Source organism: Leucobacter sp. WKLB1 (assembly GCF_059696215.1).
This window is the reverse complement of record NZ_AP046115.1, coordinates 493,560-509,742: the sequence shown is the minus strand read 5'-3', so window position 1 is coordinate 509,742 and position 16,183 is coordinate 493,560. Positions and strand designations below refer to the sequence as shown.

Below are 16,183 nucleotides of genomic sequence, written 5' to 3'. Positions count from 1 at the left end.
CCCCAGAATTCAGCGTCGCATATATCTTAGATTGTTTCTTTGTTTGATTCTTACAGATCGATGCGAACCGAGCGTCAAGCGATCTCGACGCCGACCTGAGCAGCAAACACTTCGAGGAGGTCGGTCGCCTGACGCGTCGAGATGCGGGCACCTCGCAGACCATCGATGCCGACGATCGATGCAAAGTCGAGACCCCGCAGATCAAGGTGCTGAGACTTCGCCGCGGTGAGCACCAGCTTGTCGACGCTGCAGTTCTCAAAGGCGACGCGCACCAGCTCGGCACCTTCCAGATCGAGTTCATCGATGTGGCAGTTCACAACGTGCACGTCTTGCAGTTTCGCGGCGCGGAAGTTGAGCCAGCCGAGCTTCGACCCCTCGATGCGTACGCGCGCGAATTCCGCATCGTAGGCTTCGACCGCGCCTAACCGAGACGTCGAGAGTTCGACCCCTTTCCAGGTCGTGCGCCGCATGGACAGCACCGGCGCCGTCAGGTGCTCGAATCTCGAGTCGATAAATCGAGTGCTTTGCAGATCTGCCTCATGGGCCTGCACCGCTTCAAATACGCACTCGGTGAACTGGGCACCGGCGAGCGAGAGGCCCGAAATATCGACCGTGTCGAATCTCTGCAGCTCATACACGCCTCGCGGCGCGAGCACCTCGACACCACCACTCTCGAGCCTGTTCAGGCGAAAGTCGTCGAGCTGGGGCGCCTGAAAGGCATTGCGGGTGCGCGGCGGCATGGAGACTCCTGAGCTTTCAGTTCGCAGCCCGGGCAGTGCCGCGATGCATCCAGGCTATGCCCCGCCACCGACATCGCACTCCGGCCCACAACCCGGTCCACACCAAATCCCATCCGCACTGTAGACAGCGATCCAGCACAGCGCCACCCCCTGTGCCCCGCGTGGGAAAGGTGCGCAACCTGGTACTCCACGAGCGAAGGAGCGCAACATGTCGACAAACCTGCAAAACCCGAACCCCGAAGATCTCGGCCCCGCGGGCAACAACCCGCTAGTCGACCCCGCGATGGAGCCTGAGCAGCCCCGCATCGATCAGTTCGAAGAGGGCGCGGACCTCGATGCTCCGACTCGGCCCGGGACCCCAGATGCTCCGGAGAAGACCAACCTCCCCGATCAACAGGATCCCGATGCCGCAGAAGGCCTGGCTCCGTAAGCGCGGTGGAGGTACCGAGAAGCACCCTGACCCAAACACGAGAAAACCCCCGGGGACAACCGGGGGTTTTCTCGTGACTCTCTGTAGCTGAGGCGGGGCTCGATCCCGCGACCTCACGATTATGAGTCGTGCGCTCTAACCAGCTGAGCTACTCAGCCAAACTGGCCCGCACGAATGCGAGCCAGAGAGTCAGAGCCCCGAGCCAGGATTGAACTGGCGACCCCTTCCTTACCATGGAAGTGCTCTACCACTGAGCTATCGGGGCGCGGCCACCTTGCGATGACAACCGTTAGAGAATAGCACTGAAGCCTGGCCAATGCGAAATCTGTCGACCCGGTAGCGTTATCCCGGGCGGGTCACGCAGATCGCCCGCGGGTTCGAGCAGTGAAATGGGTGGAGCAGTGCGCGTGCAGAGTCGCGGTATCGCGATCGTCGGAGTGATATTGGCGCTGTGGATGGCAGTCGGTCGCTGGCCGTTCGGAATCGGCGGCAGCCTGACCTGGTGGTACCTGCCCACTATCGGACTCGTGTTCGCCTGGCTGCAGATCTGGCTGGCCCGTCGCGTGCTGGTCTCGGCGTCACGTGGCCGTCGCACAAGCCGCAGCACGATCGTGTCACTGGTGCTCGCGTGGATCAGTGCCGTCGGGTTCGGGCTCACGGTGCCGGATCGCGTCGGCGACGAACTCATCTCCATTCTGAGCCTCGCGGCCGGCTCTTCATTCTCGTCAGAAATGTCGCTCGCGCTCTGCAACCCGTTGGGTATTCTCGCCTTCGCCCTGGCCATCGCCGCCGTCGGATTCAGTTACGCCGACGCGCGCGAACCGAAGCCCGAGGAGGACGAATTCCCTGACGACGCTGGGGGCGAACACGGCGGCATGGCACCGCACCCGCTGGCGTAACACATACGTTTCTGGAGCCGATTCCGATATGGTCAGAGCCATGGGAGCCTCGACGTCGCGACTCGCGCTGGCCGCTTCGGCCGCGGTACTCACCCTTGCCCTCGCGGGGTGCGCCGACGAAAGTGACGGCGATCCGGCGCCGACGACCCCTCAGACCAGCGCGAGTCCGACCACGACGCCGACTCCGACCACATCACCGACCCCCACCGACACCTCCACCGATACGTCGCCGGCCAGCCCTCCAGTGCTCCCGGGGTGCGACGAGCTGATCCCACTCGATCGCGCCGTGCAGTTGTCGGGTATCGACAACCTCGAGGCCTTTCATGAGCAGGCAGAACTGCGCGACCTGCTCATCGCGCGCGTGCTCGGGCCAGTCGCCGCCGAAACCTACGCGAACGCAGCGCAGGCGCAGTACTGCTCATGGGCGCCGCCCAACAGCGACAACATCACGTCGGTGTTCACCGCGGTGCTCACGCCTGAGGCGCGCGAGACACTCACCACCGCGCTTGACGACTCTGATTTTGTGCGCGCAGGGTCCGGCACCACGGCCACCTATGTTCGCGAGCTGCAGATGGGGCTCGGGCCCCGCTACATCTGGTACGCGTTCTCAGGAGACGTGTGGGTGGCCGAGCTGGCCAACGCGTCGAACCCGGTGTTCGGCCAAACGGCGCTCGACGCGATCCTCGCGGCGAACTGAACCCGGCCGCATACCCTACGCCGAGAGGCGACAGCCGACCACCCCCTCGCGATCAGCTGCTCATGGACGCAGTCTGGGAGCACGCAGACTCGAGGGAGCAGATCATGACGATGAACAACACCAGCGCGAACCCCGATGGCCCTGAAGAGGGTCGGGCACCGCTTGCACATCCGCCGGTGAAGGGCGAGCACATCCTCGAGGACGGCTTCGTGGAGAGCCCGGAATTCGGCCAGGCAGATTCAGACGATCCGAACGACCCGGATCCGGTAGCGAACCTCGAGTAAGCGTCTGAGCCGCGCTTCACCTCCGAGCCCCTCCCTTCTCACCGAAAGCTGCCCAAGTGCACGCGCAGATTGATAGCACTCGGCGAGATGAGAGGGGTTCGGCATACGCGCGACGGGATCGGCGCTCAGCGCACGCCAGGTTCGGTGCACGCTGCGCGGAATGCAGCTCACGCCCGGCGTGGGGCCGAACTCACGCAGTGGCGGTCGCGTGCCGACGCCGGGTCGGGAGCAATTCGGTGAAGAGCAGATTCAAGATCACCGCGGTGATCGCGGCGGCGCTGATGCCCGAGTGGAAGATCGTGCTGAACCAGGTCGGAAACTGGTCGAAGAAGTCGGGCTGCACGACAGGGAGGCAGCCGATCGCGAGCGATGCGGCGACGATCAGCATGTTGTAGGTGCCGTCGTACTGCACCTTGCTCAGCGTGCGAATCCCCGACGCCGCAACGGTACCGAAGAGCAAGATCCCCGCACCGCCGAGCACGGCTGTCGGCAATGTGGCGACAACGCGGCCGAGCACGGGCAGCAGGCCCAGCACGACGAGAATGGCGCCGCCGGTCGCGACGACGAAGCGGCTCTTGATGCCGGTGATCGCCACGAGACCGACGTTCTGGGCGAACGCGCTCTGTGTGAACGTATTGAACACGGGCGCCACGACGCTCGAGATCATGTCGGCGCGCAGTCCGTCGGCGATGCGGCGGGAGTCGACTTTCGACCCGGTGATTTGCCCGACGGCGAGCAGGTCTGCCGTCGTCTCGGTCAGAATCACGAGTACGACGACGAACATCGAGATGATGCCGCCGATCTCGAAGGTCGGCCAACCGAACGCGAACGGCTGCGGCACCGCGAAGATCGCGCCGTTCGCCACCGAGGAGAAGTCGGCCTTGCCGAGAAGGAGGGCGACAATCGTGCCGATTACGAGCGCGAGGAGGATCGCCAGGCGTGCGATACCGAACGCGCGCACCCGCGAGAGCAGCAGGGCGATCAGTAGCGTGCCGGCAGCAAGCCCGATGTTCGCGACGCTGCCGTAATCGGGCGCGCTCGCGTTGCCGCCCATGGCCCAGCGAGCGGCGACCGGAATGAGCGAGACCCCAATCGTGGTGATGACGACACCCGTAACGACGGGCGGAAAGAAGCGCACAATACGGGCGAAGAAGGGTGCGATCACAAATCCGGCCGCTGCGGCCGCGAGCACGGCGCCGAAGACCGCCGGCATACCCCCACCGCCCTCGATGATCGCGGTCAGCGTGGCGACCGACGCGAACGAGGTGCCCTGCACGAGTGGCAGTCGACTACCGAAGAACGGAATGCCGATGGTTTGCAGCAGTGTCGCGAGCCCGCCGACGAAGAGGCAGCTCGCGATGAGCACGCCGATCTCAGCGCTCGTGAGCCCCGCCGCTGTACCGATGATGAGCGGTGGCGCGATGATGCCGCCGTACATGCTCAAGACGTGCTGCATTCCGTAGGCGAGATTCTTGCTCCAGGGCAGTCGCTCATCCTCGGGCCGGGCTTCGCGCGTTGCTGATCGTTGCTTCACGGCTGTACTCGCTTCTCGTTCGGGCCGGGACTGTACGCCTCGGGGCGCTGCTGCCGGCCGTCACTGTGATCCGGGGCTGTGCATCTCGCCGCGAGTAGGTTAACTTAGAAACTGTGTAACTCAAAGAAGTAACCAAAAATCTGACACATCGAGATTCGGATTGAAGGTCCCCATGGGAGTCGTCGCCCACCTGCAGCAGGTTCGCGCTGCAGCATCCCTCACTCGAGCACTCGCGCTCTCGCACGAATTCGCCACAGCTCCGGTACACGAGGTCGAAACTGGGCGAGACGCGCGGGATGCCCTCGCCTGCGTCACCGCCGCGCTCGCCGGCACCGATCACGTACTCGCCATCGCGGCACTCCACGCCTGCACGCGCATCGACGATACGGCCGTCGATGCACTGCTCGAGGAGGCGATGCGGGATCGCCGCGCCCACATCCGCGAGCACGCTGCGTGGGCGTCTGCCGCACGACCGTTCCACGAACCGTCCATCGCTGGGCTCATCGAGCTCTGCGCTGAATCAGGTCTCGGCGGCATGCTCGCACAGCAGTGCCTCGAAGCATGGGGACGCACGCACCCCGAGTGCATCTCGATCAGGCTTATCTCTGCGCTGCATCGCGTTCGGCCTCTGGTATCGCGTCGACTGCTTGTCGAGACGCTCGGGCTCGTGCGGTCGTCTCGGGCCGCCGAAGAACTTCAACGCATTCAGGCGGACCCGCGGGAACCGGCGCCAGTGCGCGTTGCTGCACATGCCTCGATCGCCGATTCCACATCCAAGCCGTGCCGCGTCACCAAGCGAAACATGCAGAGCGGCGTCACCGTCGCGCAGCTCTTTCTCGGGGCAGACATCGACGCCGGCCTGCGTCGCGTCGGCAGCGGCAACAACGGGGGCATCGCCACGCTCCTGGTGCGGTTGGGAGATGCGCTGGTCGCTTCGGCGGGCACCGCACACACCGCAGATGAACGCTCGGTCCGTCGCGTACTCACCCTGTCGAGTACGGGCGCCGAAGCAGCCGGCGATGCTCGCGCACCAGCGCCTGATTCCGATGCATCAGCATCGCATGCCTATGACAGCGTGTCGTTGGCGGCACCCGGGGCGAACGGCAACGACGCGTGGTCGAACTATGTGTCCGCTCGCCGCGGCATTACTCAGGCACTGCGCCAGCATGGACCGGTCGACATCCTGCACCTGCGCATGGCCGATGTCGGCACGTTTGCCGCTTGGCACGCCGCCCGCGACCTCGGCATCTCGGTGGTATTCACCGCAGCCCCTGACCCGCACGCGCTCATCGAGAGGCTCGATGAGCGCGGAGCGCTCACGCGCGAGAACTTCGGCGATCGCGATATCAGCGATCGCTACTGGTTCCGCACCCGACTGGTCTATCAACTTGCGCGAACGGCCGACCACACCGTCCTCATGCCCCGTGAGCGACTGCGCGACGACTTCGGACGCCTGGTCGGCATCGACATCGGTGCCGGCACGAGCGCGAGTGGTGACGACAGCAGCCGCATTCGCACGTCGTTCACCCCGGTCGCGGAGGGTATCGACGTCGCGGTCATCGATCACGCGGTCACCGAGGCGACCACCGCGGCGAACGGCGGTGCCCCCTCTCCCGCTCTCTCGCAACTGCAACAGCTGCTCGGTTCGCTCCCCGAGGCTCGGCGATCGTTGCCACTCCTCATCTCGGTCGGGCGCCTGCACCGCGTCAAAGGGATGGCCGATATCGTCGCTGCCTGGGCCGAGTCGGAGTTGCGCGATCAGTGCAATCTCCTCATCGTGGGCGGCGACCTGCGCGCTCCCTCGGCCGACGAGACTGAGCAACTCGCGCGTATCGATGCGCTCGTCGATCCTGCACACCGATGCGACGCGGGTCTCTTGCTCGCAGGCCACCGCCCCAATACCGTCGCTGCTCGATGGATGGCGGCCGCGCAGACCGGCGTTCCGGGGTTCGCGGCGCCGCACGGTGTCTATGTGTGCGGCAGCGTGAAAGAGGAGTTCGGACTGGCTATTCTCGAGGCACTCGCCGCCGGCCTGTTTGTCGTCACTCCCGAGCGCGGTGGCCCTGCAACCTACGTCGAGCACGGTCGCACCGGGCTGCTCACCGACACGGCAGACGGCACGGCACTGCGCACGGCGATCGTCGAGGCCCTCGCGGTAGCGCGGGGCCCGCACGCGACAGAGCGAGCCCGCCGCGCCCGCCGCACCGTGCTCGAGCGCTTCTCGATTCGCACGATGGCCGAACGCTTGACGCACGTCTACGGATCAGTGCTTCTGCACTCCTCAGACCGCGAAGCGTCGCCGCTCACTCAGGTTTCGCCACACCCCAACTGCACCCTCGAATTGGAGAGCCAACCGTGACTCTACTCATCATCAGCCCCGACTACGCGTCGCACCTGTACCCGCTTGCGGCGATGGGACAGGTGTGGCGCGAGCACGGACACCGTGTCATCGTCGCGACCGGCAGTGCGACCGCCGACATCGTCTCCTCCTTCGAATACGACCACGAGCCGCTGCAGATGAGCCAGGGGTCAAACCCGGGCACCATCCGCGCCGAGGCGCAGCCGAAGGGTGAGGACGATGCGCTGCGCGGCTTTTTCGCAGCGACGCACGGTGGCATGATCGAGACGCTCTCGTTTCAGGCTCGCGCCCGACTGCACGATCTCATGTGGGAACCCGTTGCCACCGCGAGACGAGTTATCGAGATCATCGAGCGAGTGCAACCCGACGAGATCATCGTCGACCACCTCGCCTTCAGTGCCCGACTCGCATTGCAGTCCGCGGAGGTGTCGTACATCGATGTGGTGCTCGGTCACCCAACTGCCCTGCCGCTGCCCGCCGCGGGAGAGCTCTACGGATACCCGACCGCCTGGCCCGACGCGTTCACGCCAAGCACGGTCGAGCTCGATGCACTGCGTGAGCTGTGCCGCGAGGTGAGCGAGCGCTTCACCGACGAGTGGAACACGGCGTTGCAACACGTCGCACCAGATCGCACCCCCACGACCGATGCGTTCGCCGAGCACGGCGATTTTCTGGTCTTCAACTATCCCGCAGCGCTGATGCCTGAGGACCGAGCCACCCTCTTGCCGCCCCACACCTGCATCGGTTCGTCACTCAGGCCGGAGGCGCCCGACGCCGAGGTGTCAACGTGGCTCGCATCGAGTGATCAGCCGTTCGTCTACGTCAGCTTCGGCAGTTTCCTCTCAGTGCGAGGCGACGTGCTCGCGCGCGTCGCCTCAGCGCTCCGTGATCTCGGGGTGCGCGCGGCGATTGCGCACGGTTCATCGCGTCGGGAGGCGCTCGGCGAGATTCCGCAGGGCTGGCTGGTGCGCGAATTCTTGCCACAGGTGACGCTGCTCGAACACGCCGCCGTCGCGGTGACGCACGGCGGCAACAACAGCGTGACGGAGGCGCTCGCGTTCGACGTGCGGCTCGTCGTTCTCCCGTTTTCGACCGATCAGTTCGCCGGTGCCGAGGCCCTCGAACGAGCCGGGCTCGGGGTTGCCTTGGCACCCAACGATGCGACTGAGGCTCAACTCTCCGCCGCGATTTCTCGAGCTTTACGCGGCAGCGATATCCCTCGAGTTTCCGGACGCCCCGACGCTGGAGACACTGGCGCCGCACTCGCGTACCGCGCTCGACAACGGCATCGCGCCCTCGCGCTCGCACCCTAGAGCAGGCACGCCTGTTCAAAGGCGAGTTCGGCGCCGATCGCGTCACGGGCCCAGATCGCCGCCGCGAGATCCTCATACCCTGAGATGACGCGCGGCCAGTTCTGTGCCTGCTGCTCCCAGATACCCTCGAGCCTGCCACCGAGGGAGTCGATGGTGTTGCGCACCGTGTTCACCAGGTGACGGTTCGGGCAGGCGTCGAGCAGCAGCCGAACCAGTGCCGAAGCGTTCTCGCGGTGACGATCGATGTCGCCGGCACGCGCTGCGCTCTGAGCCTGCTCCAGAGCGTGCAGCACACTCGAGAGTTCGTCGCCCCGCAACTCGGCCGCGGTGAGCCTCACGGCGGCGCCGAGCAGCGCACCGACCATTTGCGTGACGGCGACCTCGTCGCCTTCGAGCACGATGGAGCCCGCGTCTCCAGCTGCGTCCGCACGCGGGGCGACGACGTCACCGGTGATGCGGAACGCATGCTCGAGCGCCAGCTCGGCGGCGACCGCATCGCCGACGTCGATGGCAGACCGAAGCGTAGCGTAGCTCCCGTGCAGGCGGTCCCACTGCGGCTGCTCCTCCGCTTGCGTCAGGGAGATGAGGTACGAGAGCGCCTCGATGCGCCCCTGCGTCGCCCTGGCGAGTTCTCGGTTCGGGCAGGCATGCACGAGAAACTCAATGAATTGCCACGTGTGCGCGGCGTATTCATAGGGCTCGCGGGCCGCGACCGCATCGACCAGCTGCCCGAGTTGCACCGAGAGCGACTCCCGCTCGCAGGTCGGCAGTGCGGGAACCGTCACTCTCGCCACACCGCCGAGCAGCGCTCCCAGGCACTGAATGATCTGATCGCGCTCTTCCAGAGCAGGCAGCACGACGCGCGGACGCTCGATGTCGACGGCTTCGATCAGCCCAACTTTGGCCAGTTCGCGCACCACATTGCGCGCGGCGTCATCGCCGAGGCCGAGCCATCGCTGCAGCTCCCAGTAGTCGATCGCCTCACCAGGCTTCAACGTGCCGTCGAAGATCGCGGATCGCACGCGATGAAACGGCGTGTGGCTGAGTTCCGGGCTGCCCGATTCTGCGGGTGTGCTCGGGGTCGCCATGCGTGCTCCAGCCGGTCAGAAATAGCGTCACCGACACACTACCCGGAGCATGCTCCGAATTTTGTAACTTCTCAAAAAGACATGAGCACGCTTTCGAGGCGCCCTCCCCTACTCCGGCTGCAGCAGGTGCCGCAGAAGCGGCATGGCGAGTTCCAGGCGGGCCGGCAGCGATTTCCACCCATCGCTCATGCCCGCCATGACCTGGGCACCGACGAAGATCTCGTTGAGCAGTTCGCCGATGTCTTCCGCGGGCAGGGTTGAGGTGACCGACCCGTCAGCCAGGCCTTCGCGAATCAGATCGGTGGTCGTGTTCTGCCAGTCGCGGTAGTGGTCGTGGCCGATTTGCTTGAGCTCGTCGGGGAGCGACGCAAGCAGTCGGATGCCCGCCTGCACCACCTTGTCGACCGAGATCAGTGCCGCCATGTTCGTGAGGAGCACCAGCATGCGGTCGACAGCCGATGCGTCACCGGCCACGCTCGTCGTGAACACCTCGGTCATGCGGGTCTGCTGCAGCGTCAGAACGGCAGAGGCGACGTCGTCTTTATTGCCGAAGTGAAAGTAGAGCGAACCGACGCTGACGCCGGCCTCATCAGAGATGTCGGTGAGCTTCGCGTTGTTGTAGTCCAGGCGCGCGAAAACGATCGCCGCCGATTCGAGCAACAGGGTCTCAGTTTCCAGGCTGCGCGGTTGCCGCTTCCTGGGGGTGGTACGGGTGGTGTTGGAGGCCACGGGGGCACCTTCCTGTTTCGAGAACTTCATCTATCGTACGAGTGACGGCATGGCCGAGCTGTCAGACGGTCGCCTGAATTCAACTGGCCTCGCGCACCGACTGCTGCCTTCCACGTCGCGCACCGAGTGTGGACCCTCCGGTGACGTCGAGTGCGGTGCCCGTGATGCGGCGGGCGGCGGGTGACGCGAGAAACGCGACGGCCTGCGCAACGTCATCAGGTTGCGCGACACCGCCGAGCACCGAGAAGGTATCCATGTAGGCGAGCGCCTGGGCGTTCTGAAACAGCGCGTACCCGTTATCGGTGAATCCGGGAACCACGGTATTGATGCGGATGCCCCGTTCTGCCAGGGTTTCTGCGACCTGTACCGTGAACGATTCGAGCGCGGCCTTGCTCATCGCGTAGGCCGTATCACCTGGGCTCGAGAAGTGGGCAGATGCCGATGAGACATTCACGATCGATGCACCTCTCGGCATCACCGGAGACAGCGCCTGCACGAGGAAGAACGGAGCGCGCACATTGGTGGCAAAGAAGTAGTCGAATTCGTTCGGTGTTGTCCGAGCGAACTCGGGGCTGAGCAGGGCGGCGGCGTTGTTCACGATGAGGGTGAGCTGCTGACCGTCAGTCACGAGCCGCCTCGCGCGGTCGCTGACCAGGGCCACGCCGGATTGCGTACTGAGGTCAGCTCGCACGGTGAAGCTCTCGACGCCCGCTGCCTCGCACGCGCGTTCGATGTCGCGCAGACGCGGATGCTCCGCGCGCGAGTGCAGCAAGAGCGCGTACCCGGCTGCGGCGAGCACGTGCGCAATGCGACTGCCGATCCCCCCGCTCGCACCCGTGACGAGCGCAAGGCCGCGCGACACCACCGGTTCAGTCATGAGCGAGATGCCGATCGTGTGCCGCGAAACGGACCTGCACCTGAGCGATCTCGGCCCCCTGCTGACGCACTTGGGCGATCGTCGCGTGCGCACGCTGACGTTCGTCGATCTCGATGGGTGTGTGCGCGTCACCCACTCGGGTGAACGTGGCTTCGAGCCGCTCGACCGTTTGCACGGCGCGATGCTGCCGAGTCACGTCGAGGGTCCGTGACACGATCTGCATGCCAGTGACGTGAGCATGGCGTGACTCGATGCGTGGTTTTCGCGGGTTCAACCGAAGCAGTGCTCTCGCGCGTTCCGCGATCGAGGGCCTGATGTTGGTCGTGGCGGATCGACTCATCCGTTCGATCCGCTCGTAGAGGTCGGCTGCAAGATAGGCGCCATCGATCTCACTGCGGGCCGTGTGCACGCAGTCGGTACGAAACTCGATTGAGGTTGCCACAGACACCTTCTTTCCCGCTCCGGATCGATGCGCTCGGCACAGCAGCGTCAGTTCACCGGAACGACCGAATTGCGCACCATCGATTGCGGCGAATGCAGCACGCGTCAGCAGTGACCGCCCGTCGACGGGTACCTCGAGCTGCAAGTGCGCGAAGCAGTGCACCGCTTGTCGCGCGACTTCGATGGCAACGACTGGCCCGACCTCAATGTTTGCGGGAATTCGGTACCGGAATCGCGCGCCGACCTCCGAGATCTCGATGACCTCTTTGACCCACGTGCGCCGCTCATCTGACTGGTGCGCCAGCGTCGCGAGCGATTCCACGAAACACCCCCCACCCGCGTTGAAATTTCTTGAATCCAAATTAGATTCTAAACACTCCCGGCCGTTGCAATGGGTGAATTATGTGAAATGCATGCGGGTTCCCGCATAGGCTCGAGTCGAGAACACCGAAAGCAGCACTGATTCGCCTAACAGAAACGAGTGCCACGTGTCTGAGATGTATCGCAACGCCACCGAGCAGCCCGACGCCACGAAGATCCTGGTCAATCCGGTCTTTGCGAGGCCAGGAGAAGATTCGGATCTGCCGAAGTTCCAGATTCCCGACGGCATGATGTCGGGCGACACTGCTTATCAGATCATTCACGACGAAGCCATGCTCGATGGCAATTCGCGGTTGAACCTCGCGACGTTCGTGTCGACGTGGATGGATGATCACGCGCAGAAGCTCTACGCCGAAGCCGCCGACAAGAACATGATCGACAAAGACGAGTACCCGGCGACGGCGGCGATCGAGGATCGCTGCTGGCGCATGCTCGCCGATCTGTGGCACGTGCCCGATGCCTCAGACACGATCGGCACCTCGACGATCGGCTCGTCCGAGGCGTGCATGCTCGGCGGCCTCGCGCTGAAGCGGCTCTGGCAGGAGCGCCGCCGCGCAGCCGGGCAGTCGACCGAACAGCCGAACCTCGTGCTGTCGGCCGGTGTGCAGGTCGTCTGGGAGAAGTTCTGCAACTACTGGGACGTCGAAGCACGGTATGTTCCGGTCACCGAGGATCACCTGGTGCTCGACGGCTATGAACTCGAGAAGTACGTCGACGAGAACACCATTGGCGTCGTCGCGATTCTCGGCCAGACCTACACCGGCCTGTACGAGCCGGTGCAGCAGATTGCGGCGAAGCTCGATGAGATCCAGTCCGCGACGGGTGTGGATGTGAAGATCCACGTCGACGGCGCCTCGGGCGCCATGGTCGCACCGTTCTGCCAGCCCGATCTCACCTGGGATTTCGCGGTCGAGCGCGTCAACTCCATCAGCACCTCCGGCCACAAGTACGGACTCGTCTACCCAGGCGTCGGGTGGGTCGTGTGGCGCAACGCCGCGGTGTGCCCCGAAAGCCTCATCTTCCATGTGAGCTACCTCGGCGGCGACATGCCGACGCTCGCTCTCAACTTCTCGCGACCGGGCGCCCAGGTGCTGCTGCAGTACTACCAGTTCCTGCGTCTCGGGCGCGAGGGCTACCGCGCCGTGCAGCAGGGGTCGATCGATGTCGCGACCTTCCTCTCGTCTGAGATCGCCCAGATGGCGCCGTTCGAGCTGGTCAGTCGAGGGGATACCATTCCGGTCTTCGCGTGGAAGCTCGTGCCCGGAGAGCGCAATTGGAACCTGTACGATCTCGCCGACCGATTGCGCATGCGCGGCTGGCTGGTACCCGCGTACCCGATGCCCGACGACCTCTCAGACCTCGTCGTGCAGCGCATCGTCGTACGACTCGGGCTCAGCCGTGATCTCGCCGAGCTGCTGCTCGCCGCGATACGCGAGGAGGTCGACTTCCTTGAGCGACTCGATGCGCCAATTCCGCGAGCGCGAGCGCGTACGAACTTCACACACTGACGCGACGCACGTCGGTCTCCGCGCGCCAGCCCGCACGCCCATTCGCCCGCAGGCCCCGAATCGGTGTCAATATGTGTCGCCAAAAGGCCGCATCGGGCCGCGGAAGCTACACTTTTCGACACCGATTCGCCGAGTCGCCGCTCGGGCAGACGCACGATGGGCCCGTCGCTGCGCGACGGGCCCATCGGTTATGGCGGAGGGTAGGGGATTTGAACCCCTGACTGGGGGTTACCCAGTGCTTGTTTTCAAGACAAGTTCCTTCGGCCGCTCGGACAACCCTCCGCGAACGAGCTTAGCAGCGCATACGCAGTCGTTCTGCCCCAGCGGGCAAAGCCCGCCTCAGCCCCGCGCGTGGTCGAACAGTTCAGCGGACAGATAGCGCTCCCCCGTATCGGGCAGCACGGCGACGATCGTCTTGCCCGCGTACTCGGGCCGAGCCGAGAGCTCGCGCGCTGCGGCGAGCGCGGCACCCGAAGAGACGCCGACGAGCAACCCCTCAGTAGCGAGCGCCTCACGCGCCGTGCGGATCGCCTCGTCGCTCGCGATGCTGATGATCTCGTCGGCGATCTCGATGTCGAGCACGGGCGGGAAGCCGTTGCCGCCGACAATGCCTTGGATCTTGTGGGGCGTGAACTCGCCGCCCGAGAGCACGGGTGCTTCGGCGGGCTGCACGGCGATAACGCGAATCTCGGGATTCTGCGCTTTCAGGTAGCGCCCGGTGCCGGTCAGGGTGCCACCCGTTCCCACAGTCGCGACGAATACGTCGACGGTGCCCGCGGTGTCGGCCCAGATCTCGGGCCCGGTGGTGCGCTCGTGCACCGCGGGGTTCGCGTCGTTGCCGCCTTGCCCCGAGAGGAAGGCGCCGGGTGTGCGCTCCAGAATGCGCCCGGCCTCCTGGTTGGCGCCGGCCATCGCTTCGGGCCCGGGCGTGAGCACGAGCTCGGCGCCGAGCGCGCGCAGCAGGGTGCGGCGCTCCTCCGAGACGTCGTCGGGCATCACGATGATGACGCGGTAGCCCTTGACGGCGCCGATCCAGGCAAGCGCGATGCCGGTGTTGCCGCTCGTCGCCTCGATGATGGTGCCGCCGGGCTGCAGGCGCCCATCAGCCTCGGCCGCCTGCACGATGGAGAGGGCCGTGCGATCCTTCACGCTCGATGCGGGGTTGGCCGACTCGAGCTTGCCCAGCACCTCGGCTCCCCCGGGCGGCACGACCCGGTTGATGCGAACGAGGGGCGTGCCGCCGACCAGATCGGCCACACTGTCGGCGATGCGCCGATTCTGATGCTCACTCATGGGTTCAACTTACGGTGTTCGGGGCCGGGCGCGGTGAAATCGCCGAAACGTTACTGCGCATCGGACGGCTCGGGGGCGAGTTCGGGGGCGTGTTCGAGAGCGTCGAGCGCGGCCCGCTGCTCGTCGATGCCCCCGGGGCCGTAGTAGCTCTGGGGCTTCGACAGGCCGAGGTGACCGCGGAAGGTACTTGTCTCGTACTCGGTGCGGTGCAGGCCGCGCTGCTGCAGGATCGGCACGACCTCGTCGACGAAGCGGTCGAGCTGCGTCCACAGGTACGGCGACTGGATGTTGAAGCCATCGGCGGCTCCGCCGTCGAACCACTCCTCGAGAAAATCGGCGACCTGGGCGGCCGTGCCGTTGATGATCGGGAAGCCGTCGATGATCGCGGAGTAGAGCAGGTCGCGCGCGTGCACGGGCTGCGCCCCGCCGGGGGTGCGGTCGGTGCGCTGCGCGATCTGGGCGAGCAGTCGCTGGCCCTCCGCGTTGAAGATCTCAGCGAGCGACGCGTCGACCTCACCGTCGAGCCCCAGTCGGGTGAGGTCGGCCCCGATGCGCGCGGAGACGATGCCGAGGTTGCGGGTGCCGTACTTGAGCGGCCCGCCGGCGCGAGGATTCGCTGCGACCTCCTGCCAGTGGGCGGCGTCGTGCCCACCGGTGATGGGGTCGGCGTCGAGCGGCAGCGACGCGTTGAGGCGATCATAGATCGCGATCGCGGCCTCACGGGTGTCGGCCACGATGGGCGTGACGCCCGGCAGGAAGAGCACCTCGTCGGGGTTGCGCCCGTGCGCGGCGGCCCGTGCCCGCACGTCAGCATTGAACGCCGCCGAGTCGGCGATCGACTTCGGCCCGGTGAAGTTCACGTCGCACCACTTCGAGGTGAGCTGACGCGAGAGTTCGCTGGCACCCGCGTAGAGCAGCGGCGGGTGGCCCTGCGGCGGGCGCAGCAGCGGCAGTGTGCCGTCGACGCTGAAGTGCTTGCCTTTCCACCCGAGGCGGTGGAACTTGCTGTTGTCGATGAACGTGCCCGCCTCCTTGTCTTGGATGTAGGCACCCTCTTCGACGCTGTCCCACAGCCGCTTGACGATCTCGATGAACTCGTCGGCGCGCTCGTAGCGGGTCTCGCCGCCGAGGTCGGGCAGGCTGAAGTTGCGGGCGGCGACGTCGTTCGCGCCGAGCACCACGTTCCAGGCGAGGCGGCCACCGCTCAGGTGATCCAGCGACGCCGTCATGCGGGCGAGGATGTACGGGTCGTAGTACGTGGGGTGCGCGGTGACGACGATGCCGATGTCTGTGGTGCCGAGCGCGAGCTGCGACCCGAGCGTGAAGGGTTCGAGGCGGCCCGTGTTGTGAGTCGTGATCCACTGCTCCTGCACGAGGTCGCCGGGCAGGGTGTCCCCGAGGAAGAAGAAATCGAACTTGCCGCGTTCGACGGTCTGGGCGGCGCGCAGCGCGTACGCGTAGTCGAAGGCGCCATCTTGCGGGGCTTCGGGCTGTCGCCAGCCGCCCCAGTGGGTGCCGTTGACCCAGTACATGTAGCCGAGGTGGATGTGTCGAGCCGGGGTGTCGCTCATCGGTCGCCTTTCCGGGCCGGGGCCCGCGGGGTTCGTGTT

The 16,183-nt window shown here is 65.6% G+C and carries 15 protein-coding genes and 3 tRNA genes; 7 read left to right on the top strand and 11 right to left on the bottom strand.

The window, feature by feature from the left end; translation table 11 throughout:
- Nucleotides 1–74: 74 nt before the first annotated feature.
- Nucleotides 75–740, bottom strand: a complete 666-nt coding sequence (locus tag ACZF5Y_RS02460; RefSeq protein WP_497534247.1) for a pentapeptide repeat-containing protein — start codon at nucleotides 738–740, stop codon at nucleotides 75–77.
- A 208-nt stretch (nucleotides 741–948) separates the two neighbouring features.
- Here ACZF5Y_RS02460 and ACZF5Y_RS02455 point away from each other — a divergent pair, with 208 nt between their 5' ends.
- Nucleotides 949–1,170, top strand: a complete 222-nt coding sequence (locus tag ACZF5Y_RS02455; RefSeq protein WP_497534246.1) for a hypothetical protein — start codon at nucleotides 949–951, stop codon at nucleotides 1,168–1,170.
- An 84-nt stretch (nucleotides 1,171–1,254) separates the two neighbouring features.
- Here the strand turns inward: ACZF5Y_RS02455 and ACZF5Y_RS02450 are convergent.
- Nucleotides 1,255–1,328: transfer RNA gene (locus ACZF5Y_RS02450), tRNA-Met, on the bottom strand.
- A gap of 35 nt (nucleotides 1,329–1,363) precedes the next feature.
- Nucleotides 1,364–1,435, bottom strand: a tRNA-Thr gene (locus tag ACZF5Y_RS02445).
- Between the two features lie 190 nt (nucleotides 1,436–1,625).
- On the opposite strand from ACZF5Y_RS02445, the gene ACZF5Y_RS02440 reads away from it, so the two are divergent.
- The 3 genes from ACZF5Y_RS02440 to ACZF5Y_RS02430 all read left to right on the top strand — a co-directional run bounded on the left by ACZF5Y_RS02440 (nucleotide 1,626) and on the right by ACZF5Y_RS02430 (nucleotide 3,050).
- Entirely contained in the window at nucleotides 1,626–2,069 is a 444-nt protein-coding gene (locus ACZF5Y_RS02440) for a hypothetical protein (RefSeq protein WP_497534245.1), read from the top strand.
- Nucleotides 2,070–2,109: 40 nt separating this feature from the next.
- A complete protein-coding gene (locus ACZF5Y_RS02435; RefSeq protein ID WP_497534244.1) occupies nucleotides 2,110–2,766 on the top strand; it encodes a hypothetical protein in 657 nt (218 codons plus the stop codon).
- A 104-nt stretch (nucleotides 2,767–2,870) separates the two neighbouring features.
- Nucleotides 2,871–3,050, top strand: a complete 180-nt coding sequence (locus ACZF5Y_RS02430; protein WP_497534243.1) for a hypothetical protein — start codon at nucleotides 2,871–2,873, stop codon at nucleotides 3,048–3,050.
- A gap of 190 nt (nucleotides 3,051–3,240) precedes the next feature.
- Here ACZF5Y_RS02430 and ACZF5Y_RS02425 read toward each other — a convergent pair whose 3' ends face one another.
- The gene (locus tag ACZF5Y_RS02425; RefSeq protein ID WP_497534242.1) at nucleotides 3,241–4,584 is read right to left on the bottom strand and encodes a nucleobase:cation symporter-2 family protein; all 1,344 of its coding nucleotides are present in this window, start codon (nucleotides 4,582–4,584) and stop codon (nucleotides 3,241–3,243) included.
- A gap of 172 nt (nucleotides 4,585–4,756) precedes the next feature.
- On the opposite strand from ACZF5Y_RS02425, the gene ACZF5Y_RS02420 reads away from it, so the two are divergent.
- Together ACZF5Y_RS02420 and ACZF5Y_RS02415 are read left to right on the top strand one after the other, a co-directional pair.
- Entirely contained in the window at nucleotides 4,757–6,943 is a 2,187-nt protein-coding gene (locus tag ACZF5Y_RS02420; RefSeq protein ID WP_497534241.1) for a glycosyltransferase, read from the top strand.
- Entirely contained in the window at nucleotides 6,940–8,256 is a 1,317-nt protein-coding gene (locus tag ACZF5Y_RS02415) for a nucleotide disphospho-sugar-binding domain-containing protein (RefSeq protein WP_497534240.1), read from the top strand. The genes ACZF5Y_RS02420 and ACZF5Y_RS02415 overlap by 4 nt, the downstream gene beginning before the upstream one ends.
- On the opposite strand, the gene ACZF5Y_RS02410 is transcribed toward ACZF5Y_RS02415, so the two are convergent.
- From ACZF5Y_RS02410 to ACZF5Y_RS02395, 4 genes are all read right to left on the bottom strand, one after another.
- Entirely contained in the window at nucleotides 8,253–9,344 is a 1,092-nt protein-coding gene (locus ACZF5Y_RS02410; RefSeq protein ID WP_497534239.1) for an FCD domain-containing protein, read from the bottom strand. The two genes, ACZF5Y_RS02415 and ACZF5Y_RS02410, sit on opposite strands and share 4 nt — an antisense overlap.
- 108 nt (nucleotides 9,345–9,452) lie before the next feature.
- Nucleotides 9,453–10,073 (bottom strand): TetR family transcriptional regulator, encoded by a 621-nt coding sequence (locus ACZF5Y_RS02405; protein ID WP_497534238.1) that lies wholly within the window; start codon nucleotides 10,071–10,073, stop codon nucleotides 9,453–9,455.
- Between the two features lie 79 nt (nucleotides 10,074–10,152).
- On the bottom strand, nucleotides 10,153–10,950 hold the full coding sequence (locus ACZF5Y_RS02400) for an SDR family NAD(P)-dependent oxidoreductase (protein WP_497534237.1): 798 nt from the start codon (nucleotides 10,948–10,950) through the stop codon (nucleotides 10,153–10,155).
- On the bottom strand, nucleotides 10,943–11,713 hold the full coding sequence (locus ACZF5Y_RS02395; RefSeq protein WP_497534236.1) for a hypothetical protein: 771 nt from the start codon (nucleotides 11,711–11,713) through the stop codon (nucleotides 10,943–10,945). Before ACZF5Y_RS02395 ends, ACZF5Y_RS02400 begins: the two co-directional genes overlap by 8 nt.
- A 166-nt stretch (nucleotides 11,714–11,879) precedes the next feature.
- Between ACZF5Y_RS02395 and gad the strand changes: the two genes are divergently transcribed.
- Nucleotides 11,880–13,280 (top strand): glutamate decarboxylase, encoded by a 1,401-nt coding sequence (gene gad, locus ACZF5Y_RS02390; RefSeq protein WP_497534235.1) that lies wholly within the window; start codon nucleotides 11,880–11,882, stop codon nucleotides 13,278–13,280.
- Nucleotides 13,281–13,471: 191 nt separating this feature from the next.
- Here the strand turns inward: gad and ACZF5Y_RS02385 are convergent.
- From ACZF5Y_RS02385 to ACZF5Y_RS02375, 3 genes are all read right to left on the bottom strand, one after another.
- Nucleotides 13,472–13,562: transfer RNA gene (locus ACZF5Y_RS02385), tRNA-Ser, on the bottom strand.
- Between the two features lie 57 nt (nucleotides 13,563–13,619).
- Nucleotides 13,620–14,573, bottom strand: a complete 954-nt coding sequence (gene cysK / locus ACZF5Y_RS02380; RefSeq protein ID WP_497534234.1) for a cysteine synthase A — start codon at nucleotides 14,571–14,573, stop codon at nucleotides 13,620–13,622.
- 50 nt (nucleotides 14,574–14,623) lie between these two features.
- Nucleotides 14,624–16,144 carry an NtaA/DmoA family FMN-dependent monooxygenase gene (locus tag ACZF5Y_RS02375; RefSeq protein WP_497534233.1) on the bottom strand — a complete coding sequence of 507 codons (1,521 nt, stop codon included), beginning with the start codon at nucleotides 16,142–16,144 and terminating at the stop codon, nucleotides 14,624–14,626.
- Nucleotides 16,145–16,183: the final 39 nt, after the last annotated feature.

Excerpts from the sequence above, each read along its gene's own strand:
- ACZF5Y_RS02460 (WP_497534247.1), bottom strand. The coding sequence starts at position 740 with ATGCCGCCGCGCACCCGCAATGCCTTTCAGGCGCCCCAGCTCGACGAC.
- ACZF5Y_RS02455 (WP_497534246.1), top strand. The coding sequence starts at position 949 with ATGTCGACAAACCTGCAAAACCCGAACCCCGAAGATCTCGGCCCCGCG.
- ACZF5Y_RS02440 (WP_497534245.1), top strand. The coding sequence starts at position 1,626 with ATGGCAGTCGGTCGCTGGCCGTTCGGAATCGGCGGCAGCCTGACCTGG.
- ACZF5Y_RS02435 (WP_497534244.1), top strand. The coding sequence starts at position 2,110 with ATGGGAGCCTCGACGTCGCGACTCGCGCTGGCCGCTTCGGCCGCGGTA.
- ACZF5Y_RS02430 (WP_497534243.1), top strand. The coding sequence starts at position 2,871 with ATGACGATGAACAACACCAGCGCGAACCCCGATGGCCCTGAAGAGGGT.
- ACZF5Y_RS02420 (WP_497534241.1), top strand. The coding sequence starts at position 4,757 with ATGGGAGTCGTCGCCCACCTGCAGCAGGTTCGCGCTGCAGCATCCCTC.
- ACZF5Y_RS02410 (WP_497534239.1), bottom strand. The coding sequence starts at position 9,344 with ATGGCGACCCCGAGCACACCCGCAGAATCGGGCAGCCCGGAACTCAGC.
- ACZF5Y_RS02400 (WP_497534237.1), bottom strand. The coding sequence starts at position 10,950 with ATGACTGAACCGGTGGTGTCGCGCGGCCTTGCGCTCGTCACGGGTGCG.
- cysK (WP_497534234.1), bottom strand. The coding sequence starts at position 14,573 with ATGAGTGAGCATCAGAATCGGCGCATCGCCGACAGTGTGGCCGATCTG.
- ACZF5Y_RS02375 (WP_497534233.1), bottom strand. The coding sequence starts at position 16,144 with ATGAGCGACACCCCGGCTCGACACATCCACCTCGGCTACATGTACTGG.